22 protein-coding genes and 1 pseudogene are annotated in these 21,153 nt (G+C 69.7%); 10 read left to right on the forward strand and 13 right to left on the reverse strand.

Going from position 1 to position 21,153, the window contains the following annotated elements; all coding sequences use genetic code 11:
• Positions 1–72 precede the first annotated feature (72 nt).
• On the reverse strand, positions 73–1,104 hold the full coding sequence (locus tag PBV52_RS16970; protein ID WP_274239216.1) for a glycoside hydrolase family 6 protein: 1,032 nt from the start codon (positions 1,102–1,104) through the stop codon (positions 73–75).
• 185 nt (positions 1,105–1,289) lie between these two features.
• Here PBV52_RS16970 and PBV52_RS16975 point away from each other — a divergent pair, with 185 nt between their 5' ends.
• On the forward strand, positions 1,290–2,072 hold the full coding sequence (locus PBV52_RS16975) for a GAF and ANTAR domain-containing protein (RefSeq protein ID WP_274239217.1): 783 nt from the start codon (positions 1,290–1,292) through the stop codon (positions 2,070–2,072).
• A gap of 226 nt (positions 2,073–2,298) precedes the next feature.
• On the opposite strand, the gene PBV52_RS16980 is transcribed toward PBV52_RS16975, so the two are convergent.
• From PBV52_RS16980 to PBV52_RS17010, 7 genes are all read right to left on the reverse strand, one after another.
• On the reverse strand, positions 2,299–2,964 hold the full coding sequence (locus PBV52_RS16980) for a class F sortase (RefSeq protein WP_274239218.1): 666 nt from the start codon (positions 2,962–2,964) through the stop codon (positions 2,299–2,301).
• Positions 2,965–2,966: 2 nt separating this feature from the next.
• Positions 2,967–3,497, reverse strand: a complete 531-nt coding sequence (locus tag PBV52_RS16985) for a hypothetical protein (RefSeq protein WP_274239219.1) — start codon at positions 3,495–3,497, stop codon at positions 2,967–2,969.
• A gap of 128 nt (positions 3,498–3,625) precedes the next feature.
• Entirely contained in the window at positions 3,626–4,405 is a 780-nt protein-coding gene (locus PBV52_RS16990; protein WP_274239220.1) for an HAD-IIA family hydrolase, read from the reverse strand.
• Positions 4,406–4,553: 148 nt separating this feature from the next.
• Positions 4,554–5,063 (reverse strand): hypothetical protein, encoded by a 510-nt coding sequence (locus PBV52_RS16995; protein ID WP_274239221.1) that lies wholly within the window; start codon positions 5,061–5,063, stop codon positions 4,554–4,556.
• A gap of 5 nt (positions 5,064–5,068) precedes the next feature.
• Positions 5,069–5,566 (reverse strand): GntR family transcriptional regulator, encoded by a 498-nt coding sequence (locus PBV52_RS17000; protein WP_274239222.1) that lies wholly within the window; start codon positions 5,564–5,566, stop codon positions 5,069–5,071.
• Between the two features lie 30 nt (positions 5,567–5,596).
• The gene (locus PBV52_RS17005; RefSeq protein ID WP_373921878.1) at positions 5,597–6,445 is read right to left on the reverse strand and encodes a hypothetical protein; all 849 of its coding nucleotides are present in this window, start codon (positions 6,443–6,445) and stop codon (positions 5,597–5,599) included.
• Between the two features lie 129 nt (positions 6,446–6,574).
• The gene (locus PBV52_RS17010) at positions 6,575–7,654 is read right to left on the reverse strand and encodes an ROK family transcriptional regulator (RefSeq protein ID WP_274249422.1); all 1,080 of its coding nucleotides are present in this window, start codon (positions 7,652–7,654) and stop codon (positions 6,575–6,577) included.
• A gap of 177 nt (positions 7,655–7,831) precedes the next feature.
• Between PBV52_RS17010 and PBV52_RS17015 the strand changes: the two genes are divergently transcribed.
• Both PBV52_RS17015 and PBV52_RS17020 read left to right on the forward strand, forming a co-directional pair.
• Positions 7,832–8,905, forward strand: coding sequence for a Gfo/Idh/MocA family oxidoreductase (locus tag PBV52_RS17015; RefSeq protein ID WP_274239224.1), 1,074 nt, complete (start codon positions 7,832–7,834; stop codon positions 8,903–8,905).
• Complete coding sequence (locus PBV52_RS17020; protein WP_274239225.1) at positions 8,902–9,429, forward strand: heme-degrading domain-containing protein; 528 nt, start codon at positions 8,902–8,904, stop codon at positions 9,427–9,429. Before PBV52_RS17015 ends, PBV52_RS17020 begins: the two co-directional genes overlap by 4 nt.
• 112 nt (positions 9,430–9,541) lie before the next feature.
• On the opposite strand, the gene PBV52_RS17025 is transcribed toward PBV52_RS17020, so the two are convergent.
• From PBV52_RS17025 to PBV52_RS17040, 4 genes are all read right to left on the reverse strand, one after another.
• A complete protein-coding gene (locus PBV52_RS17025) occupies positions 9,542–10,399 on the reverse strand; it encodes a fumarylacetoacetate hydrolase family protein (RefSeq protein WP_274239226.1) in 858 nt (285 codons plus the stop codon).
• Positions 10,400–10,538: 139 nt separating this feature from the next.
• The gene (locus tag PBV52_RS17030; protein ID WP_274239227.1) at positions 10,539–11,252 is read right to left on the reverse strand and encodes a YidC/Oxa1 family membrane protein insertase; all 714 of its coding nucleotides are present in this window, start codon (positions 11,250–11,252) and stop codon (positions 10,539–10,541) included.
• A 116-nt stretch (positions 11,253–11,368) separates the two neighbouring features.
• Positions 11,369–11,680, reverse strand: a complete 312-nt coding sequence (locus PBV52_RS17035) for a DUF6412 domain-containing protein (protein ID WP_274239228.1) — start codon at positions 11,678–11,680, stop codon at positions 11,369–11,371.
• Between the two features lie 80 nt (positions 11,681–11,760).
• Complete coding sequence (locus PBV52_RS17040; protein ID WP_274239229.1) at positions 11,761–12,549, reverse strand: class E sortase; 789 nt, start codon at positions 12,547–12,549, stop codon at positions 11,761–11,763.
• 283 nt (positions 12,550–12,832) lie between these two features.
• On the opposite strand from PBV52_RS17040, the gene PBV52_RS17045 reads away from it, so the two are divergent.
• The 4 genes and pseudogenes from PBV52_RS17045 (at position 12,833) to PBV52_RS17060 (ending at position 16,591) form a co-directional block, all read left to right on the forward strand.
• The gene (locus PBV52_RS17045; protein ID WP_274239230.1) at positions 12,833–14,305 is read left to right on the forward strand and encodes a glycoside hydrolase; all 1,473 of its coding nucleotides are present in this window, start codon (positions 12,833–12,835) and stop codon (positions 14,303–14,305) included.
• Between the two features lie 177 nt (positions 14,306–14,482).
• Complete coding sequence (locus PBV52_RS17050; protein ID WP_274239231.1) at positions 14,483–14,764, forward strand: PadR family transcriptional regulator; 282 nt, start codon at positions 14,483–14,485, stop codon at positions 14,762–14,764.
• A gap of 35 nt (positions 14,765–14,799) precedes the next feature.
• Positions 14,800–15,027 (forward strand): annotated as a pseudogene (locus tag PBV52_RS17055) (hypothetical protein); the annotation flags it as partial.
• 550 nt (positions 15,028–15,577) lie between these two features.
• Positions 15,578–16,591, forward strand: coding sequence for an SEC-C metal-binding domain-containing protein (locus PBV52_RS17060; protein ID WP_274239232.1), 1,014 nt, complete (start codon positions 15,578–15,580; stop codon positions 16,589–16,591).
• 45 nt (positions 16,592–16,636) lie between these two features.
• Here the strand turns inward: PBV52_RS17060 and PBV52_RS17065 are convergent, their stop codons facing one another.
• Positions 16,637–17,437, reverse strand: coding sequence for an SDR family NAD(P)-dependent oxidoreductase (locus tag PBV52_RS17065; protein WP_274239233.1), 801 nt, complete (start codon positions 17,435–17,437; stop codon positions 16,637–16,639).
• A 711-nt stretch (positions 17,438–18,148) separates the two neighbouring features.
• Here PBV52_RS17065 and PBV52_RS17070 point away from each other — a divergent pair.
• The 3 genes from PBV52_RS17070 (at position 18,149) to PBV52_RS17080 (ending at position 21,116) form a co-directional block, all read left to right on the forward strand.
• Positions 18,149–18,619, forward strand: coding sequence for a very short patch repair endonuclease (locus PBV52_RS17070; RefSeq protein ID WP_274239234.1), 471 nt, complete (start codon positions 18,149–18,151; stop codon positions 18,617–18,619).
• 196 nt (positions 18,620–18,815) lie between these two features.
• Positions 18,816–19,823: a DNA cytosine methyltransferase gene (locus PBV52_RS17075; RefSeq protein ID WP_274239235.1), complete on the forward strand. Its 1,008-nt coding sequence runs from the start codon at positions 18,816–18,818 to the stop codon at positions 19,821–19,823.
• Positions 19,824–19,913: 90 nt separating this feature from the next.
• Entirely contained in the window at positions 19,914–21,116 is a 1,203-nt protein-coding gene (locus PBV52_RS17080; protein WP_274239236.1) for a DNA cytosine methyltransferase, read from the forward strand.
• Positions 21,117–21,153 lie beyond the last annotated feature (37 nt).

The raw sequence follows: 21,153 nt of genomic DNA on the forward strand, positions 1-21,153 counted from the left end.
GCGAGCCGGCAAGCACTTGGGGCGCCCTCCGTGACGGAGGGCGCCCCAAGGCGTGTACGGGCCGTGCAGGGCCTACTTGCTGGCCTTCGCGAGGCTCAGGGCGTACTGCGCCCACCACTCGCCCGCCTTCGGACCGCCCTTGCACTCGCCGTCCGACTCGCCCGGCCGCTTGACCCACACATACGCGTCGACCAGCGGGTCCGCCGTCTTGGTCGTCGGCGTCTCCCCCAGCGCACGGCCCGGCGGGTTGCACCAGACCTCGTCCGGGTTGCCCCCGGTGAAGGGGCCGTTGCCGTTGCGGCTGGTGTCGATCACGAAGGGCTTGTTGCCCACCTTGGCGGCGAGTTCCTTGCCGTACGCGATCGAGTCCTGGGTCGTGTAGAAGTTGGAGACGTTGACCGAGAAGCCGTCGGCCTGGTCGATGCCCGCCCGCTTCAGGGGCTCGAAGATCTGGTCGGGGTGGCCCCAGCCGGCGTTGCCCGCGTCCAGGTAGACCTTGGTGTTCTTCAGGGCCTTGAGCTTGGCGACGGCGCCGCTCAGGAGGTCGTAGCGCTCCTCGTGGTACTCCTGGGCCGTGCAGTTGTCCACCATGTGCAGCACCGCGTCCGGCTCCAGGATCACCGTCGCCGCACGGTCGCCGATGCCCTTGGCGACGCTGTCGACGAACGCCCGGTAGGCGTTGCCGTCGGCGGCGCCGCCCTCCGAGAACTGGCCGCAGTCGCGGTGCGGGATGTTGTAGAGGACGAGCAGCGCCGTACGGCCCGCCTTGTCGGCGGCCTCGGTGAAGCCGCGTGCCTGCTGCTCCGGACTCTCCGGGCTGATCCACTCGCCCGTCGGCTGCTCCGCGATCTTGCGGATCTGCTCGGCGTCCTCCTTCTTGCCGGCCTTCTCGAAGGCCGCGACCTGCTCTGCCGCGTTGCCGTCCGGGTTCACCCAGAACGGATCGGTCTCCTTGGGCTGTTGGCTGATCCCGGCGCCGGCGTTGTCCTCCGGCTCCTCGCCGTCCCCGGAGGACGAACAGCCCGCGAGCAGCAGTGCCGCCCCCAGCACCACCGCGGACGTCCGCACGCGAGCGCCCCTCCAGGCCCCCCTCTTCAGGTACATCCAGCTCCCCCTCGGGTGCACTGTTCCAAGGCTCAATCCTGACATACGTGTCGTGGGCCCCACGAGGTCGCCGAGCCTTGTCGGGGAGCTGTTACAGCCACTATGACGGCTCTGATGAGCGGGGCAGGGGCGCGCCCGCAGGGGGCGGCATCCACAGGGGAACAGGGGAAGGGGAGTGGGCGGTCATGCACCAGTCCACCCGGGAGATCCGGCTGGCACAGGCGTTGGTGGAGTCGGCGGACACCCTCACGGACGGCTTCGAGGCCGTGCGCTACTTACAACGCGTCGCCGACCACTGTGTGCGGTTGCTGGCCGCGCAGGCCGCCGGGTTCCTGCTGTTCGAGGAGGGCCGGACGGTGTTGCTGGCGGCGAGCGGCGCGCATCGGGAGGTCGCGACGGAACTGCTTCAGGCCCAGCGCGACGGCGGGCCCTGCCTGGACAGCTACGGCTCCGGCCGGCCGGTGCCGCCGGTCTCGATCAGGGCGGCCCGGGAAGCCGCCCGCTGGCCGGAGTTCACCGAGCGGGCGCTCGTCCACGGCATCGCCGCCACCTACGCGGTCCCCCTGCGCCGCCGGCAGCAACTGCTCGGCGCCCTCAACGTGTTCGTCCCCGAGCTCCCCACCGAGGACGACGAGGACGCCGACGGTGCGGCGCTGCGGCTGGCCCAGCTCATCGCCGACTGCGCGGCCCTCGGACTGCAGAACAACACGACGTACGTCCAATGCCGCACCCACGCCGGTCAGTTGCAGCAGGCGCTGTCCAGCAGGGTGCGCATCGAGCAGGCCAAGGGCATGCTCGCCGAGCGCTGGAACACCGCGGCCGACCACGCCTTCGTAGCGATGCGGCAGTACGCGCGCCGCCATCGGCTGCCCCTGGACCGGGTCGCGACGGCGGTCATCGGCCGGGTCGCGGACGACGCCGCGCTGCGCCGGGAGGCGGAGCGGGCGGACGGCGAGGGACGCGCGTAGCCCCCCCCTCGGCCTTCCTCTAGGCCCCGGCCGTCATCCGTTCTACAGTCTTCCCCGGACGACCCCAGCCCCCGGTCGGACGATCCCCCCACTCTGGTCACCCAAAGCCTCCCGCGTCGGTCGCCGGGTTACTCCCGCAGCCCGTGCGCGCGCGGTCGAGGACCGGCCCGGTCGACGGCTTCGGGGGGAGCGGGCCGTCGACCGGGCCAGGTACGCCCCGGGTCCGTCACAGCCCCGTGCCCGTGAGGTACGCCGAGACGATCACGTTCGCCGTGTAGCTGCGGGTCGCCCGGTCGAAGGTGCCGCCGCAGGTGATCAGGCGCAGTTCGGCACGTCCGGAGCGGTGGGCCCCGTAGGCCTGCCGGGCGTCGAAGCGGTCGCGGGCGACGACCTGGACGTCGTCCACGGTGAACTCGGCGAGCTTGCCGTCGTCGCGGAGCACCCGCACCGTGGCGCCCGGCTTCAGCGCGCCGATCCGGTGGAAGACGGCGGGCCGGGTCCGGGTGTCGGCATGCCCCACCATCAGCGCGGCCCCGGCAGCTCCCGGCTTCACCCCGGCCGCGTACCACCCGACGGCGCCTGCCTGGTCGTAGGGCGGCGGATCGATCGCGCCCCTCGGGTCGAGGCCCCGGGCGAGAACCGGTGCCTGCACTTCGAGGCCCGGTATGTCGAGGCGCTGCGGCAGCGCGTCGCCCAACGGCCGTGCCGCGGCTGGCAGTTCCAGCTCCGGTGGCCGTCCGACCGCCGCGACGTCGCCCGACACCGGTGCGGACACGCCCGGCTGTACGTCGCTGATCTCCCGCCCCCACAGCCACAGCCCGAGCAGCAGCACGACCCAGGCCACGCCCATGAGGAGGCGGCCACCGTAGGCGGGGCGTTCGTGCTCGGACATGGTCAGCGGGGGTCGCGTCTGCGACGGGCGCTGCGCAGCGCCACGGCGGTGGCGGCGACGCCCGCGAGGACCAGCCCGGTCACGGTGTGCGCCGTGCCGGGACCGGCCGCGCGGGCGTCCACGACGGCGGCGTGTGCGGTGCCCCCGCCCCCTGCGGGGACGGGGGCCACGGGAGAAGCGGGGGCCGACGGCTGCGCCCCTTTCCGTACGACGGTGACGGCGCCGGTGCGGGACGCGTCCCCGCAGGCGACCTTCACGTCGTACGTGCCCGCCGTGAGCGCGGAGCGGATGCGGCTCTCGCCGACGAGGGTGCCGTCCGCCGCGGCGGTGAGGCGTGCGTCGGCGACGAACGCGGCGGAGACGGCCGTGGCGGTCCTGTGCGGGCAGCCGCTCATCCGCAGCGCGACGTCGCCGCCGGGTCGGGGGGACGACGGACTGACCGAGACACCCCCGTCCGCCGCGTAGGCCGCCGGGGTGGCGGCGACCGCGCCCAGGGCGGCGATCGCACAGAGAGTGACCCGCAGTGATCCCATCGTGAACCTCCAGATATCTGGAGACTCCCCCCGGGCCACCGGCCCCGCATCCTCAGCGGGGCCGGACTGCTCCGTACGGGTCGTGTTCCGGGCCGACCGCCACGCGGCGGAGCCGCTATCGGCCGCAGTCAGATCCGGTCGACGAGGTCCGCGATCGAGTCCACGATCTTGGACGGCCGGTACGGGAAGTTCTCGACCTGCTCGGGCCGGGTCAGTCCGGTGAGCACCAGGAACGTCTGCATCCCGGCCTCCATGCCGGCCAACACGTCGGTGTCCATACGGTCGCCGATCATGGCGCTGGTCTCGGAGTGGGCGCCGATGGCGTTCAGCCCGGTCCGCATCATCAGCGGGTTCGGCTTGCCCGCGAAGTAGGGCTGCTTGCCGGTCGCCTTGGTGATCAGCGCGGCCACCGCACCGGTCGCCGGGAGCGGGCCCTCGGCGGAGGGGCCGGTCTCGTCGGGGTTGGTGCAGATGAAACGGGCGCCGTCGTTGATGAGCCGCACGGCCTTGGTCATGGCCTCGAAGGAGTAGGTGCGGGTCTCGCCGAGGACGACGTAGTCCGGCTCGTGGTCGGTGAGGATGTAGCCGATGTCGTGCAGCGCGGTGGTCAGGCCCGCCTCGCCGATGACGTACGCCGAGCCGCCGGGGCGCTGGTCGTCGAGGAACTGGGCGGTGGCCAGCGCCGAGGTCCAGATGTTCTCCAGCGGCACTTCCAGGCCCATGCGGTTCAACCGGGCGTGCAGGTCGCGCGGGGTGTAGATCGAGTTGTTGGTGAGGACGAGGAAGGGCCGGCCGGACTCACGCAGCTTCTTGATGAAGGCGTCGGCGCCGGGGATCGGCACGCCCTCGTGGATCAGTACGCCGTCCATGTCGGTGAGCCATGACTCGATGGGCTTGCGGTCTGGCATGTCGCTGTGCTCCTGGCCTGCGTGCGGGATGAGCGGGGGCGCCGGAACCACGGCGTACCGACGCCCCCAGGGTAATCAGGAGTGGCTGATCCTGACCCCGTCGATCACCCAGTACCAGTTGTTGGACCCGGTGCAGCGGAACCGGGAGTCAACGCTGGAGGCCCCGGAGGGAACGTCGAGGGTCAGCGACTGGGGCTGCGAGCATTCCCGGCAACTCCGCCACGCTGTCCAGCACCTGGGTCGCCGCGGCCGCCGTCCGCAGGAACGCGGTGAGGACCATGTCCGGGTACGGCCGTCCCCGGCCACCGGCGTCGGCGGGGCACAGGGTGAGGGGGACCAGGTCGTGCCAGCCCAGCGCGGTCAGGATCGCGTCCTGCGTGGGGCGGGCGAAGCCGGTGGTCAGCACCACCGTGCGGCCCTGGGCCGTGAGCGCCTCGATGGCCTCCTGGGCCTTCGGCTCCTCCCCGAACAGGTGCCGGAAGACGGAGATCTTGGACTCGCCCATGGTGGCGCGGACGTACTCCAGCATCGAGTCGGGATCCGCGCCGAGGTGGCGTGCGGCCGCCGCGAAGGCCTGCTCGACGAGGCCGCCGTCGGCGACGGTCGTACCGGCCATGTCGAGGACGACGAGCCGGATGTCTCGCTCGCCATCGGCCATGTCGGTCACCAGCCCAGTTCGTTCGCGGTCGTCTCGGCGATGGCCGGCGAGCAGGTCATCCCGCGCCCGCCGGGCCCGATGACCAGCCACACCCCGTCGCGCACCCGCTGTCGGTGCACGACCCGGCCCGGGTCGGTGCATTGCGCGTACACCCCCGCCCACCGGCGCCGGATCTTCGGCAGCGGGCGGCCGAGGAAGGACTCGACGACCTCGGTGAGGGAGAGGGGCTGTTCGAGCTTGGGTCCGGCGACGACCGTGCCCCGCCCCTGCCGCCGCAGCTTCCCCTCCAGTACGAGTTCGCGGATCGCCTGCCGGACGGTCTCGCGGGCGACCTCGTAACTCTCGGAGAGGTCGCGCTCGGTGGGGAGCGGGTCGCCCTCGCCGAGTTCTGCGATGAGGTGGTCGAGCCGGGCCTTCACCGCGTAGTACTTCGGGATCCGGCCGTGCTCCGGGATGCCGTCGCGGACGGGGACGCCGGGGGCCTGGTCGTTGGGGTAGTCCACGCAGGGATCGTCGCAGACGGGAGGGCCGGATCAGCGGCGCCTCCGGGCGACCAGCAGCGCGGCGCCGGCCAGGATCATGGCCACGGTGGCGGTGAGGGTGGCGCCGTGGGGTGAGGTGAGGCCGGTGCGGGCGAGTTCGTCGGCGAGGGTGAGCTGGTTGCGGGCGCTGCCTGTGCCCGGGGTTGCCGAGGGGGCCGGGGAGGCGGGGGCGGCCGAGGCGTCCCGGCCTGTCGGGTCGGCCGCATCGGTCCGGTCGGCTGCGATGGTGAAGCGGTAGTCGTTGGACTGGCCGACCCAGTCGCCGTCGCGGTCGTGGCGCTGTACGACGGCCGCGTTGGCGGTGATCTCGTTCGGTGCGGCGTCCGAGGTGATGGCGAGCCGGACCTTCACGGTGATGGTCTTGCCGGGACCGACGGTGAAGCCGGGGAAACCGCCGAAGGCACCGACGAGTTCGTCCTCGTCGGTGGTCTCGAAGCGGACGGGGCGGGGGCGGGCAGCATCCGGGCTGCCGGTCCGGCTGCCCTCCGAACTGCCGTCCGAGCTGCCGCCCTGGCTCCCCGTCGGGATGCCGTAGAACTCCAGGCGGGGCTGGGACGGCTTCAGTGCCCGCTTGCCGTCGACGAGGACGACGACGGGGTGGATGCCGGTGCAGGTGCGGCCGGTCGTGTTGGTGAGGTCCAGGTACCAGGTACCGAATCCGCCACCGGCCGCATAGGAGGCGGGGCCGCCGTGGAGGCGGGTGGTGAGGGGGAAGTCCCCGTCGTCGGTGGCGCAGCTGGGGAGCGCGGCGAGAGGTTCCGCGCGCACCGGGGGCGCTGCGGCGAGGAGGGCGGCTGCTGCGAGGCAGAGGGAGGCGGGTGTGTGCAGTCGCATAAACACATGACCATGCCGGGTGGGGGCGGCTTCCGGGCGGTGCCATTCCGTACGGCTCCGCAAGTCCCCTCGATCAGCGCACGGGGATCAGCGCACGGCCATCAGCGCACATCGAGCAGCGCCGGCGAACCGCCCTCACCCCTGCGCCCGCCCGAACAACGGCGCCAGCAGCAGCTGAGCCGCCCCCTCGGCGACCCCCCGCCCCCCGCTGGAGGCCACCCGCACCGGCACCGCGTCCCCGCCCGCGCGCCGGGCGCGTTCGTCGAGGACGGCGGCGACCCCGCGTACGAAGGTGTCGGGCGCGGCGGCGACCGTGCGGCCGCCCAGCAGGACGACGTCGACGTCGAGCAGCGCGACCAGGTTGCCGGCCGCGGTGCCGAGCACGCGGGCCGCCTCGGCCATCTCGCCCCGCGCCACGGCGGCCAGGCACAGCGCCTCGACGCAGCCACGGTTGCCGCACCCGCAGGGCGGCCCGTCCAGCTGGACGACCTGGTGCCCGAACTCCCCGGCTCCCGTACGGGTGCCCCGGTGCACCGCGCCCCCGATCACGAGCCCGCCGCCGAGCCCCGCGCCGAAGTGCAGATAGGCGAAGGACGCGAGGGCCCCGGCCGCTCCCCCGACCGCGAGCCCGAGGGCGGCGGCGTTGGTGTCCTTGTCGACGACGACCGGGAGCAAGAGCCGCCGCGCGAGCACGTCCCGCAGCGGGAAGCCGTTCCACTCCGGGAACCCGGTGACCCGGTGCAGCACGCCACTCCGGTGGTCGAGGGGCCCGGGCAGCGCCACGCCGACACCGAGCACGGCACCCGACCGACCGGCCCCGGCCGCCAGCTCCCCCGCCTCGCGCACGACCCGCTCGACGACCGTCTCCGCACCGGCCCCCAGGTCCAGTGGGGTCCTGCGCCGCGCGACCACAGCCCCCGTCAGATCACAGAGCACGGCCGTCAACTCGTCCCGGTCCAGATGCACGCCCACCGCATGCCCGGCCTCCGGCACCAGCCGCAGCACCGTACGCGGCTTGCCTCCCGTCGACGCCCGGCGCCCCGCCTCCGCCGCGAGACCGTCCTCCCGCAGCCGGGCGGTGATCTTGCTGACGGCCTGCGGGGTGAGGCCGGTGCGCTCGGCGAGTTCGAGTCGGCTGATGCCCTCGGGACCGGCCGTGCGCAGCAGGTCGAGCACGAGCGCGGTGTTGTGGCTGCGCAGGGCGCCGAGCTGCATCGAATTGCGGCTCCGCCGCACGGCGCCGTCGGCCGTGTCGCCGGACGTGCCGCCCACCTCTGTGCCCGTCGTGGCGCCCGCCACCGCGCCGTCGCCGGCACCGTCCTTCGTCCTGTTCACGCCGCCCATTGTCCCTGGCGCTTGCACTTTGGCAACAGCGTTGCCAAAGTGGGCTTCATGAGTGCTACTCCCCTCCGCGTCGGCCTGGTCGGCTACGGCCTCGCCGGATCCGTCTTCCACGCCCCGCTGATCGCCACCACCGAGGGGCTCGCCCTGGACACGGTGGTCACGTCGAACCCCGAGCGGCAGAAGCAGGCCCGCACCGAGCACCCGGACGTACGGGTCGCCGCCACCCCCGACGAGCTGCTCGCCCGCGCCGCCGACCTCGACCTGGTGGTCATCGCGTCCCCGAACAAGACGCACGTCCCGCTCGCGACCGCCGCCCTGAAGGCGGGCCTCGCGGTCGTCGTGGACAAGCCGATCGCCGGTACGGCGGCCGAGGCACGCGAGCTGGCGGCGCTGGCCGAGGAGCGCGGCCTGCTCCTGTCCGTCTTCCAGAACCGCCGCTGGGACAACGACTTCCTGACGCTGCGTCGGCTCCTGGCCGAGGGCGAGCTGGGCGACGTATGGCGCTTCGAGTCCCGCTTCGAGCGCTGGCGGCCGCAACCCAAGGGCGGTTGGCGGGAGTCCGGCGACCCGGCAGAGATCGGAGGTCTGCTGTACGACCTCGGCAGCCATGTCGTCGACCAGGCGCTGGTCCTGTTCGGCCCGGTCACGCAGGTGTACGCCGAGTCGGTCGTCCGCCGCCCCGGCGCCGAGACGGACGACGACACGTTCATCGCGCTCACGCACGCGAACGGCGTCCGCTCCCACCTGTACGCCTCCGCGACGACCGCCCAGCTCGGCCCCCGCTTCCGGGTGCTGGGCTCGAAGGCGGGCTATGTGAAGTACGGCCTGGACCCGCAGGAGGCGGCACTGCGGGAGGGGCAGCGGCCCGGCGCGGCTAAGGACTGGGGCACGGAACCCGAGTCGCTGTGGGGCCGTGTGGGCTCTGGGGAGTCCCCCCTGACGGGCGGCGGCCGCGTCGAACCCACCCTCCCGGGCGACTACCCCGCCTACTATGCGGCCGTGGAAAAGGCTCTGCTGGACGGCGGCCCCAACCCGGTGACGGCGCTGGAGGCGGCATCCGCCCTCGACGTACTGGAGGCGGCACGTCGTTCGGCCCGTGACGGAGTGGCGGTGAAGCTGTGACGCACAAGCAGTCGCACCAGACGCACAACCCGGAACTCACCCCGAGGTTCCACCCGGAGATCACTCCGCCCCTGGAGGAGCTGGAGGCCCAGGAACGCCGTCTGGTCTTCCGCCAGTTCACCTACGACGACGCCTGGACCCTGGGCTCCCTGCTGGTCGAGATGGCCCGCGAGCGCCAGGCCCCGGTCGCCATCGACATCCACCGCGCGGGCCAGCAGCTCTTCCACGCGGCCCTGCCCGGCTCCACCCCCGACAACGACGCCTGGATCGCCCGCAAGCGCCGGGTGGTGGAGCGCTACGGCGCCTCGTCGTACGTCGTCGGCGCCCGCTTCCGGGCCAAGGGCACGACGTTCGAGGACTCGTCCCGCCTGGACGCGGACACCTACGCGGCCCACGGCGGCTCGTTCCCGATCAACGTGGAGGGGGTCGGGGTCATCGGCTCGGTGACGGTGAGCGGACTGCCCCAGCTGGAGGACCACAGGTTCGTGGTGGAGGCGCTGGAGGAGTTCTTGAGCAAGCAGTAGGCGAAACGCCCTGTCTTTAAGGCTTTTAGGGGCGCGGGGAACTGCGCGAGCAACCACGACCAACCCGCAGCTGACGAACAACCGCAGTTCCCCGGCTCTCCCAGCGGAGCGCCTACGCGTCCTTGAACTCCTGCCGCTGACGACCGAGCCCTTCGATCTCCAGCTCGACCACGTCCCCGGCCCGCAGGAACGGCTTCGGCTCAGGCTCCCCCAGCGCCACCCCCGCCGGCGTACCCGTGTTGATGACGTCACCGGGATACAGCGTCATGAACTGGCTGACGTACCGCACGACTTCCGCCACCGGGAAGATCTGCTCGGCCGTGGTCCCGTCCTGCTTCAGCTCGCCGTTGACCCACAGCTTCAGCGAGAGGTTCTGCGGATCCGGCACCTCGTCCGAGGTCACCAGCCACGGCCCGAGCGGGTTGAACGTCTCGCAGTTCTTCCCCTTGTCCCAGGTCCCGCCCCGCTCGATCTGGAACTCCCGCTCGGACACGTCGTGCGCCACCGCGTACCCGGCGACATGCGCAAGGGCCTCCTCGGCCGACTCCAGATACCGGGCCGTACGTCCGATGACGACCGCGAGCTCGACCTCCCAGTCGGTCTTCGTCGACCGCCTCGGCACGAGCACCGTGTCATGGGGGCCTACGACGGTGTCCGCGGCCTTGAAGAAGATGACCGGCTCGGCGGGCGGCTCGGCGCCGGTCTCGCGGGCGTGGTCGTGGTAGTTCAGCCCGATGCACACGATCTTGCCGATCCGCGCCAGCGGCGGCCCGACCCGCAGCCCGGTCGCGTCCAGCGCGGGCAGCTCGCCGGCCTCCGCGGCGGCGCGGATCCGGCCGAGCGCCGCGTCGTCGGCGAGCAGCGGTCCGTCGATGTCCGGCACGACGCCCGACAGGTCCCGCAGGATCCCCTCGGCGTCCAGCAGAGCGGGACGCTCCGCTCCGGCCGTACCGACTCGCAGCAGCTTCATGATCACAATCTCCCTCGATCGCGGGCGCCCGCCGATGGGTGCAGCCATCGGAGGACTGGTCGATCCTCCAAGCTCGACGGGCATCCCGCAATACCTGGTTCACGTACTGGACCGTAGGCCCGCAGGACGTTGAACCGGATCAGCGATAGAGCGCGGCCCGCTCCACCGCGCTCCACGTCGTGCTGGTCACCACGTACAGCGCGGCCGCCAGCGGCACCACCGCCACGGTGAAGAGCGTGAAGAAGGACATGAACGGCATGACCTTGCTCATGGCCCCCATCCCCGGCACCGGCTCGCCGTCGACCACCGGCACCGCCGGGTTCGCGGCCATCATCCGCTTCGTACGGCGGTAGTTGAACGCGGCGACGCAGGCGACGACCACGAACAGCCCGAGATACACGAGCCCCGCACCCCCGAACACCCCGCCGTCGCCGAGCGCGTCCTTCCAGTGGTCACCGAGGGGCGCGGCGAACAGCTGGTGCGTGAGCAGTTCGTTCGCCTGGCCGCCGATCGTCGTGTTCGAGAACAGGTGGTAGAGCAGGAAGAACGCGGGAAGCTGGAACAGGCTCGGCAGGCACCCGGACAGCGGGGACACCTTTTCCTCGGCGTGCAGTGCGAGTACGGCCTGCTGCAGCTTCTCGGGGTTCTTCGCGTGCTTCTTCCGCAGCTCGGCGATCTTCGGCTGCAGTTCGGTCCGGGCCTTCTGCCCGCGCGCCGCCGCGCGGGACAGGGGGTGGACGAGGAGTCGTACGAACGCGGTGAACAGGACGATCGCCGCGGCGGCCGCGGACGCGCCGAACAGGGGGTGGAGCAGGTCGGCGAGTTGCTGAACAAGGTCGGCGAAAACGGACATGGGTGAGCCCTCCGAGGGTCTCGTCGTGCCGGAGTGAAGAGCAGTGATGAGCGAAATGCCGGGATTCGGCATGGCGGCATGACGACCCGCGCGGGGTCACCCGAGGGCGTGCGTTCCTACGCGACGGTCGCCGGGAGGGCGTGGCCGGGCGCCCTGGGCCGTGGCCGGCCCGAGGCGTCGGGGTCGCGTTGCGGCAGGAAGGCCGTACGGCGGGCCCGGTCGCGGATGGCCGTACGTACCCGGGTGGGCGGCACGGCGGGTGCGGCGCGTGAGGCGAGGAGGGAGCAGGCGGCGAACGCGGAACCGGCGGCGGCGGTCGCGGCGAGCGCGACGGTCGCGGAGAGGCTGCCCGTGTCGAGCAGCACGATCTCAAGGAAGAGGAGGACCAGCACGGCGGCGGGACGCAGATTCGCCCACTTCCGCATCATCGGTGCCCCTCCCCTCGTACGGCTCGCTTCGTACGGCTCGCCTCGTCGACCGGGCCTTGCGCACGGTGCTCGTCCTGATGTTACCGGGGCCGCATGGAGACGAGTTTGCCCCACACCACCAGCCGGTACTTGGACGTGTACTCCGGCGTGCAGGTGGTCAGGGTGAGGTAGTAGCCGCGCTCGTCGTAGCCGTAGGCGGGCCTGACGGTGGAGCGCGGGACCGGCCGGATCACGCTCCTGTCATGGGCGGCGGTCCTCGGCAGCGTCCTGTCGACGGCGTACGTGTACGTCGCGCTCCTCGTCTCGACCCGCACGGTGTCCTTGGGTGCGAGCCGGTTGATGTACCGGAAGGGCTCGCCGTGGGTGTTGCGGTGCCCGGCGAGGGCGAAGTTGCCGGCCTGGCCCGGCTGTTGGGTGCCGGGGTAGTGGCCGACGTAGCCCTTGTTGAGGACACCGCTCTTGCTGACGCCCTCGGCGACGGGGACGCGGAGGTGGAGGCGGGGGATGGTGAGGATGGCGTAGGCCTGGGACCAGTCGGGCTCCGGGGCGCGGGCGGTGGCGGACCGGCGCCGGTCGCCGGCGGACTGCTCGGGCGAGCCGGTGCCGGTGGACGCGGGCGGAGTCGTAGCCGCCGGTGCAGCCGCTGCACGGGAGTCGCCGCCTCCCCCGTCCCAGGCCCGCTCCAGTGCCCTCACCTCCCGCTCGGCGCCCGCCCTGGCCTCCCGGTTGGTCCACCACACCTGATGAACGACCAGCAGCAGGAGCACCACCCCGACGGTGACGAGAACCTCCCCACCGCCCCACAACGCCCGCCGCCGCAGGGCACGCCGCCGAAGACCGCTGTGCTGCACGACGCGAACCCGCACCATCCGAGAGCCTCCTTCACCGGGGCCGCCCGCACGACAAAGGGGCGGGGCGCACGATAAGGGGCGGGGCGCGAGGTCTCCAGAGCCGTACGCACACCGGTCCGGATGCCCCTGCACATCCCGCCGCGTCCGACCCCCCGAACACTTCCTCCACAGGTTTGAGAAAGGGCTGTCGGAACTCTCGACAACCTCATACGTCACACCCGATGCTTCCTGTCGGCATCAGCGGGACAAGCCACGACGCCGGTTCGACGACGACCGGCCGTTGAGCGAAAGCGGAGAAGTCATGATCCGACGCAGAACTCTGCTGGCGGCGACAGGCGGCGCATTCCTCGGCAGCGCCCTGGCGACCGGCACCGCACACGCGGACGCGACCATCGCCGTCAACCCCGGCACGTCGTACGGCACCTGGGAGGGCTGGGGCACGTCCCTGGCCTGGTGGGCCAATGTCTTCGGCAACCGGAACGACTTCGCCGACCTCTTCTTCACCACCAACTCGGTGACCTACAACGGCACGACACTGCCCGGCCTCGGCCTCAACATCGCCCGCTACAACCTCGGCGCGTGCAGCTGGAACACCGTGAACGGCGAGGCGATGGTGAAGTCGCCCAACATCCCCGGCTTCAAGCAGATCGAGGGGTTCTGGCAGGACTGGAACAACGAGGACCCCACCTCCTCGGCCTGGGACTGGACGGCGGACGCCAACCAGCGCGCGATGCTGCAGAAGGCGACGCAGCGCGGCGCGACGACCGAGCTCTTCGCCAACTCCCCGATGTGGTGGATGTGTTCCAACCACAACCCGTCCGGCGCGGCGGGCGGCGGCAACAACCTCCAGACCTGGAACTACCGCCAGCACGCCTCCCACCTGGCGGCCACGGCCCTGTACGCCAAGAACAACTGGGGCGTGAACTTCGCGACGGTCGACCCCTTCAACGAGCCGGCCTCCACCTGGTGGACCGCCACCGGCACCCAGGAGGGCTGCCACATGGACCCGGCGGTCCAGGCGGCCGTACTTCCGTACATGCGCAGCGAGTTGGACAAGCGAGGCCTGACGGGCGTACGGATCTCGGCATCGGACGAGACGAACTACGACACGGCCCGCTCGACCTGGGCCTCCTTCGGCTCCTCGACCAAGGCCCTGGTCAACCAGGTCAACGTGCACGGCTACCAGGGCTCGGGCGGCCGCAGGGACCTGCTCTACACGGACGTGGTCACCACATCCGGCAAGAAGCTCTGGAACTCGGAGACGGGCGACAGCGACGGCACGGGCCTGACCATGGCGTCGAACCTCTGCTACGACTTCCGGTGGCTGCACCCGACGGCATGGGTCTACTGGCAGGTCATGGACCCGTCGACGGGCTGGGCGATGATCGCGTACGACCAGAACACGCTCCAGCCGACGACGATCCAGACCAAGTACTACGTCATGGCGCAGTTCAGCCGCCACATCCGCCCGGGGATGCGGATCCTCGACACGGGCGTGAGCTACGCGGCGGCGGCCTACGACGCGTCTGCCCGCCGCCTGGTGATAGTCGCGGTGAACACATCAACCTCGGCCCAGACCTTCACCTTCGACCTGTCGCGCTTCACGACGGTGACGGGCGGTTCGGGCGGGGCGGTCCCGCGCTGGAACACGGTGACGACGGGCGGGGACCAGTACCGGGCGTACTCGAACACGACCCTGAGCGGGAAGTCGGTGGCGGTGCCGTTCGCGGCGAAGTCTGTGCAGACGTTGCAGATCGACGGGGTGGTCATCTAGGCGTCCGCCCGGGGGCGCGGGTGGCGGCGCGCGGCGCGAAGGCGGCCCGCCCTCCGTCGCCCACCCCCGGACACCGCTGATCGACCGCATCACCCGACTGTCGTTCTCGACATACGCTCGATGCGGTGCTTCACTGGCGATATGGCATCAATTCGCCTTACACGCCCAACACTTGAGGTGATCAAGGTGTTGCTGGCGGCCACCTCCGACGATCCCGCCTGGGGCCTGAAGATCTGCGAGGAGGCCGACCTCGGCTCCGGGACCGTGTACCCCATCCTTGAGCGCCTGGTCGACGCCGGCTGGGTCACCCGGTACGCGGAGACGAGCGAGCACCCGGGCCGACCCAAGCGGTACTACTACGAACTCACGGCCACGGGTCAGCAGGCGGCCCACGAGGCCAGGGAGCGGAAGCCTCGGTCCTTCGGGCTGCGGGTGGGGACCGAGGGGGGGACGGCATGAGCGTGGACGAGCATCGCTCGGAGGCCCCTGACGTTGGGACGCCGGCTGTTGTTGCAGTGCTGGCCCCGGTGCTGGCGGGCACACTTACGGCGATTTTCCTGCTCGTGGGCTACATCCTGAAGATGCTCGACCCCGAGCCGGCGTTTGCACAGACCCTACTTGCCACCGGATGGGCGTCCGGCGCCTTGACGGCGGCCGCGATCCTGGTAGCCACCATCGGGCTGCTGCTCACCGCCCTGCGCAATCGGCCCTCGCTGGAGGCCTCGGAAGAGGAGCCTCAGGCCCCTGCCGGGACGGTCCGGCCGATCGGCAGGGCCGCCCGTGGGACTCTGGGCTTGGCTTCCTTCGTTGTCGGCGACCGTAGGGCCCACCTCCGCGAGGAATGGACCGCGATCCTCGCAGGTGATCCGGGGAACGGCATCACCCTCTCCCCTCGCCGCAGGATGCTCTACGCCCTCGGCTTCCTCTGGGCAGCCCTCCGCATGCGCCTCCGCGACTTGGCCGCACCACTGTGGCTGCCGATCGACTGGCTGCTGTCGGCGGAATCACGAACGAACGGGCTCATCACGGCGGCCGTAGGCACCCAGGTCGTGTACATCCAGCACGAGGACGGCCTGCACACGCTGCTCACCGAGGGCTGGGGCTGGTGCGCGGGATGCGGCATCGCACTGCGCCTCCTCGTCGGCTGGCTGCGCCGCCTCCGAGGCATCGAGCTCGCTTCGGCGCGCGGGAACACCGAGGGTCGATAACCCCGGGGGCGCTGGCCTGCGGATACCTCTCCTTTTGTCACCGCACGGCAGTACGGTGTCCCTCATGCGCCCCGACACGCCTGCCGAGAACGTCGACCACACCACCGAAGCGGCACGCCTGGAGCGAACCGCCGGCCTCTACCCCGAGGACGCCGAGGCCCTGCTGCTGCAGGCCGCGGCCCACCTGGAACTGGCCGGCGACCGCCCTGCCGCGACCGCACTTTACGACCGCCTGCTGTCCTCATCCGTCGCCTTGGAGAACGCCTACCTGGTACGAGCCCTCAAGGCATCGAACCTCTGGGAGTACGGCCACGAGGCGGAGGCAAGAGCGATCATCGACGGCGTCCGCACCACCTCGCCGACGGACCCGGCGCCATGGGTGATCGTCGCGGAGGCCCTGGAGGCGCACGACGAACTGGAGCAGGCGCAGGAGACGTTCACGGAGGGCGCCCGCCTCCTCCTGACAGACGTCCCGGAGCCCCCGTACTCCACGCATCCCCTGCTGTTCGGCCGCCATCGCGTACGCCGCATGCTGGGCCTGGCCCACGACGAGTGGGACACCCTGGCGGACACCCTCCACTCGATGCCGATCTCCCTGGACGAACTCCACGACCCGAAGCGCGTCTGGTCCCTCGGCTCGGAGAACCCGGCGGAACTGGAGGCGGAGATCTCACGGCTGCGGGCGGAACTGGGCGCATATCGGGAGGCCCTGTCCCGCCCGTTCCCGGTGGCGGTGCTGCACTGGACAGCGGATGAGCTGACGGAACTGGTGGCCGCGTATCCGTCGCTGGCGGCGGAGTACCCCTCGCTTGAGGAGCACCTGGCGACGATAGAGGCGTCGCTCCGGGAACTGTCGGCTTCGGGCACGCCCAACCTTGGGATCGTGACGGGGACGGTGCCGTCGTACGAGGCCTTCGCCGCATCGGAGGGGGCGTCGCCGGAGGACGCGACGTTGCTGCCGCAGTATGCGACGACGCTGGCGGCGCGGGGGCGGGCTGTGGGGTGGCCGCCGCAGCGGGGGGCTGGGTGTTGGTGTGGGTCGGGGCGGGTTTATGGGGAGTGCCACGGGGTGCAGTAGGGCGGGGTGGGGGCGCAGGATGGAGTAGCCCGCCACCCTCCCCCCTTACGACATGTCCGGCACCCCGGAAATAAGGGGCGCACCCGGCCTCATCGCGTCCGAGATGGACTTCACGCCGCCGTGCGCGGTGAGGCCTCCGTCCACGGGAATCTCCGCTCCCGTGATGAAGGAGGACGCGTCGGAGAGGAGAAAGACGACCAGCGGCGCGATGTCGTCGACGGTGCCGCTACGGCCCAGAGGGGTCTCACGGATGGTCGTCTCCCGGAAGGCCGGGGTGGCGGCGGCGGTCATCTCGGTCTCGATGTATCCGGGGTGAACGGTGTTGACACGAATACCCCGCGGCCCCAGTTCCATCGCCGCGATCTTGGACACCCCGCGCAGGGCCCACTTGCTGGCGGTGTACGCCACGGGGTAGTAGCCGGTGAGCGCAGCGGACGACCCGACATTGACGATGGCCGACCCGGGCGGCATCAGCGGGGAGAGGTACTGGATACCGAGCAGCGGCCCGGTCGCGTTCACCGCGTGGACGTGAGCGAAGTCCTCGGGGCGGACCTCGCCGAGGCGGTCGCGCTGGATGACGCCGGCGTTGTTGACCAGGCCGTGCACGTGGCCGTACGTCTCACGCAGGTCGGCGGCGAGGGCGGCCCAGTCAGACTCGCTGCTGACGTCCAGGCGACGGCAGTTACTGCCGTCCGGCTGTATGTCGGTGGCGATGACTTTCGCCCCGGCCTGTTCCAACGCCTGTGCTTCGGCGGCACCTTGGCCTCGGGCGGCGCCGGTTACGACTATGACCTTGCCGGTCAGGGGCTGGGTGGGCTGGTCGTTGCCTTCGAAGATCTGCGTCATGGCGGACAACATAGCTTCGCTGGGTGATGGGGAGTTGGCCGCGTCGGGTCGGGCTTGTGGCCTCCCAAACATGCGATGCCACGCGACGCCCGACGTCTGTTGCCGGCACGGCCTCTCTCCGACACGAACAACTCCTCGCCCGACCATCACTAGACCGCGCCGGGCCGCCCTCAACGGAAAACCCTGGCCCGACGCACCCCCCGACCGACATCCCGCCGACCACCACAACGCAATCGCGCCGCCCCGCCACCGACCGCTTGCCGCTGAACCACCCCGGTATGCCCCCGAAAACGCAGAGGCGCCCCCGCCCCCGCCCCGCAGCACAGCCGACCCGACCGCCAACCCACCTGGGCCACCCACTCCTCCGGGCCGCCCGCTCGCTTCTTCCCCCGTGCTGGAGCGGGCCGGGTCAAGGGTGGTCCGGAGGACCATCAGCGCAGCCGACGCGGAACGCAGCGCAACGGAGTGAAGCGCCCTTGACGCGGCCCGTGGAAACACGACATGGCCAATGAAGCGGGCGGCCCAACAGTAACCGTGACGGCGCACGGTTGCTTGGCCAGCAGAGGGAATCTTTTCGTTGGTGTGAGTCTGACCCGCCTTACGATTAGTGTCAGAGGGCGAATCCGTAGCGGACTCTTCGAACCACTACTGCGTAAACCACCCATCACATAGCGTGGTTCTTACTTCAATCGGCCAACCGGGCAAGGTGTTATGTCGCGAAAGAAAGCAGCCGAAGCCCCTGAGATCTGGGCCCCGCCAGAGGGATCTTGGGCTTCTTCTGCGGCGAAGCGGCGCAATATGCAGGCGGTGCGGAGCCGGGACACCAAACCCGAGCTGCTCGTCAGGCGGCTCGTGCACGCTAGCGGGCTGCGGTACCGAGTCGCGGCCAGACCGGTGCCGGACCTACGCCGGACAGCAGACATGGTGTTCCGCCCCGCCAAGGTCGCTGTCTTTATCGACGGGTGCTACTGGCATGGCTGTCCGGAGCACTATGTCTCTCCGAAGACCAACCCGGGCTACTGGTCGGACAAGGTAGCGCGCAACGTCGCACGTGACCGAGATACCGATAGGCAGCTAGAGAATGCAGGATGGCTCGTGCTTCGCTACTGGGAGCATGCCTCCGCACAGGCGTCAGCCGCCGAGATCATCCAGGTGGTCAGGACGAGGCGGAACGCCGAGTAAGGCACCGGCCGCCCTGGCTGACGTCCACGGCGCCCATTGGACGTCAGCCAGCGAAGCCCATTGCGCCAGCCGAAGGTACGCGCTGTTCCAACTACCAAGGCAGCCCTCGCAGATCGGGCAAACCGGCAGGCAGCACCGATTGTCAGTCCGGTCGTCTACGCTCTCCTCCAACATCGTCTGGACGGGGAGGATGACCTTGCTCAGCAGTGAGAACCTGACCTCACTTGAGATCTGCGCGGGCGGCGGCGGGCAGGCCATAGGGGTAGAGCGAGCTGGCTTCCACCACCTCGCGTTGGTGGAGCGCAAGGCCGAAGCGTGCGCAACGCTTCGTCTGAACCGTCCCTCTTGGAGCGTTATACAAAAGGATCTCCGCGAATTTGAGCCACAGCGGGACGCCGGCATAGGCACCGTCGACCTCCTTGCCGGGGGCGTCCCCTGCACTCCCTACTCAATAGCGGGGGCACAGAAGGGAGCCGCTGACGAACGCGATCTGCTGCCCGAAGCCCTCAGGCTCGTCGAGATCCTTCTCCCGCGTGCCGTAATGCTGGAAAACGTTAAGACTCTGGCGCGAAGTCGTGAATTTATTCACGTCCGGAATCACATTGTTGAGACCCTAGAGAACCTGGGCTACGAAGTCCATATAGACGTCTTGGACGCTCAAAACTTCGGCGTTTCCCAGACAAGGCAAAGAACCCTGATAGTGGCTGTCCAAAAGGGGCTCAAGAAGTTCCAATGGCCAATCGGATCCTGGGAGCTCCCGTATACGGTAGGCGAGGTGTTGCAAGAATCCATGCAGTCTGGAGGGTGGCCGGGCGCAGCAGAGTGGGCAAGCCTCGCTAATGACATCGCTCCGACAATCGTCGGAGGATCCGAGAAACACGGCGGAGGAGACTTGGGGCCGGAACGCGCCAAGCAGAAGTGGGCCAAGATGGCCGTTAATGGAAACTCAACGGCAGCGCAGGTTCCAGGACCTGACTTCGTGCTGCAGCACGGCGTAGGCAGGGGTGGTCGGAAGGGCTACCCAAAGCTCACGCCCGAGCAAGTCGCGCTGCTTCAAGGCTTCCCAAGGGAATGGCAGTTCGCAGGCAGCAGGACCGCACGATACAAGCAGATCGGGAACGCCTTCCCACCGCCCGTCGCGCACGCTGTCGCAGCCTCCATAGCCGACGTTCTGCGCGAGACCTCAACCGCCGAGGCAGCCTGACATGCCTAGCCCGTCACCCACGGCGATCAGCAGCCTGCTAGCCTCCGGCCTGACCGGGGGGCAGCTAGCAGAGTCTGTAGTCTGTCTGCCATGACCGCCCGCACCACTGCCACGATCAACGTCGTCGACCTATTCGCTGGCTGCGGCGGCTTCACCCAAGGCTTCCACGCGTACAAACCCGCTCCAGGCGAAGCCTCCCCCTACCGCTCGCTAGCTGCAGTCGAGTTCGACAAGGCCGCAGCCGCCACGTACGCGGTGAACTTCAGCGCTCACGCAGGCAGCTCTTGCGCTGTCTTCGCCGGCGACATCAAAGAGTGGGACCCCACTCCGCACAAGGGGAAGGTCGACGTAATCCTCGGCGGTCCTCCCTGCCAGGGCTTCTCAGGACTAGGGGAAGAGAATCCACTAGACCCGCGAAATAAACTATGGCGCGAATACGTACGAGTGGTCGCAGCACTGGAACCGAAGATCTTCGTCATTGAGAACGTAGATCGCTTTTTCAACTCACCTGAGTACAGGGCACTTCTCGCTTCGAACAAGAAGGGTCTGCTGCGCCGATATAACCTCACCGCGCGAACCGTCTTGAACGCTGCAGATTTTGGAGTTCCTCAAGCCAGAAAACGCGCTATCGTAATCGCCACACACAAGGACTTGCCGCCACTCGGCAATCCCATCCCGACTCACACAAAGAATCCTTCGGGAGAGCCGACACTTTTTGACGCGCCAGGACCCCGACCATGGGTGACAGTGGAGGGAATTTTCCGAAAGAGCCCCGAATACCCTCTGACTAATTCACTCCCCGCGCGAGAAGAGAAGATTCTCGGCAATGTCGTGCCCGGCATATACCGAACTAATGAACTTCACATCGGCAGAAATCCGACCCCTCTATCTCTAGCTAGATACAGGGAGATTCCGCCTGGCGGCAACCGAAAAGACCTCCGCGGCAAGACTGCAGTGATCGCCGGAGAAGTCGTCAGCCTCTCAACGGATAGCTGGGATCGCCACAACAGCGGTACAGGTGACGTAATGGGGCGGCTCCGCCTCAAGACGCCATCCGTGACGATCCGGACCGAGTTCTTCAAGCCCGAAAAGGGACGCTATCTTCATCCGTTTCTGGACCGGCCCATCACGCATTACGAAGCAGCTCTGATCCAGGGATTCCCCGAGGAATTTAAGTGGTGTGGAACAAAGCTGCAGATCGCCCGACAGATCGGGAATGCTGTTCCTGTTGGACTAGCTGAGCACTTGGCCAAACACATCCATCGGCATCTCGCCGAAAACAACGCTCTCTAACTCGCGATTACTGTGCCGCCGCGGCCATTTAGAGAAC

This window comes from Streptomyces sp. T12, assembly GCF_028736035.1.
Lineage (GTDB): Bacteria > Actinomycetota > Actinomycetes > Streptomycetales > Streptomycetaceae > Streptomyces.

Bases quoted from the DNA above. Each gene is read 5' to 3' on its own strand.
- PBV52_RS16985 (WP_274239219.1), bottom strand. From the start codon at position 3,497: ATGGGATCACTGCGGGTCACTCTCTGTGCGATCGCCGCCCTGGGCGCG.
- PBV52_RS17045 (WP_274239230.1), top strand. From the start codon at position 12,833: ATGATCCGACGCAGAACTCTGCTGGCGGCGACAGGCGGCGCATTCCTC.
- PBV52_RS16980 (WP_274239218.1), bottom strand. From the start codon at position 2,964: ATGTCCGAGCACGAACGCCCCGCCTACGGTGGCCGCCTCCTCATGGGC.
- PBV52_RS16990 (WP_274239220.1), bottom strand. From the start codon at position 4,405: ATGCCAGACCGCAAGCCCATCGAGTCATGGCTCACCGACATGGACGGC.
- PBV52_RS17015 (WP_274239224.1), top strand. From the start codon at position 7,832: ATGAGTGCTACTCCCCTCCGCGTCGGCCTGGTCGGCTACGGCCTCGCC.
- PBV52_RS17025 (WP_274239226.1), bottom strand. From the start codon at position 10,399: ATGAAGCTGCTGCGAGTCGGTACGGCCGGAGCGGAGCGTCCCGCTCTG.
- PBV52_RS16975 (WP_274239217.1), top strand. From the start codon at position 1,290: ATGCACCAGTCCACCCGGGAGATCCGGCTGGCACAGGCGTTGGTGGAG.
- PBV52_RS16970 (WP_274239216.1), bottom strand. From the start codon at position 1,104: ATGTACCTGAAGAGGGGGGCCTGGAGGGGCGCTCGCGTGCGGACGTCC.
- PBV52_RS17060 (WP_274239232.1), top strand. From the start codon at position 15,578: ATGCGCCCCGACACGCCTGCCGAGAACGTCGACCACACCACCGAAGCG.
- PBV52_RS17035 (WP_274239228.1), bottom strand. From the start codon at position 11,680: ATGATGCGGAAGTGGGCGAATCTGCGTCCCGCCGCCGTGCTGGTCCTC.
- PBV52_RS17080 (WP_274239236.1), top strand. From the start codon at position 19,914: ATGACCGCCCGCACCACTGCCACGATCAACGTCGTCGACCTATTCGCT.
- PBV52_RS17040 (WP_274239229.1), bottom strand. From the start codon at position 12,549: ATGGTGCGGGTTCGCGTCGTGCAGCACAGCGGTCTTCGGCGGCGTGCC.
- PBV52_RS17030 (WP_274239227.1), bottom strand. From the start codon at position 11,252: ATGTCCGTTTTCGCCGACCTTGTTCAGCAACTCGCCGACCTGCTCCAC.
- PBV52_RS17065 (WP_274239233.1), bottom strand. From the start codon at position 17,437: ATGACGCAGATCTTCGAAGGCAACGACCAGCCCACCCAGCCCCTGACC.
- PBV52_RS16995 (WP_274239221.1), bottom strand. From the start codon at position 5,063: ATGGCCGATGGCGAGCGAGACATCCGGCTCGTCGTCCTCGACATGGCC.
- PBV52_RS17010 (WP_274249422.1), bottom strand. From the start codon at position 7,654: ATGCAGCTCGGCGCCCTGCGCAGCCACAACACCGCGCTCGTGCTCGAC.
- PBV52_RS17070 (WP_274239234.1), top strand. From the start codon at position 18,149: ATGTCGCGAAAGAAAGCAGCCGAAGCCCCTGAGATCTGGGCCCCGCCA.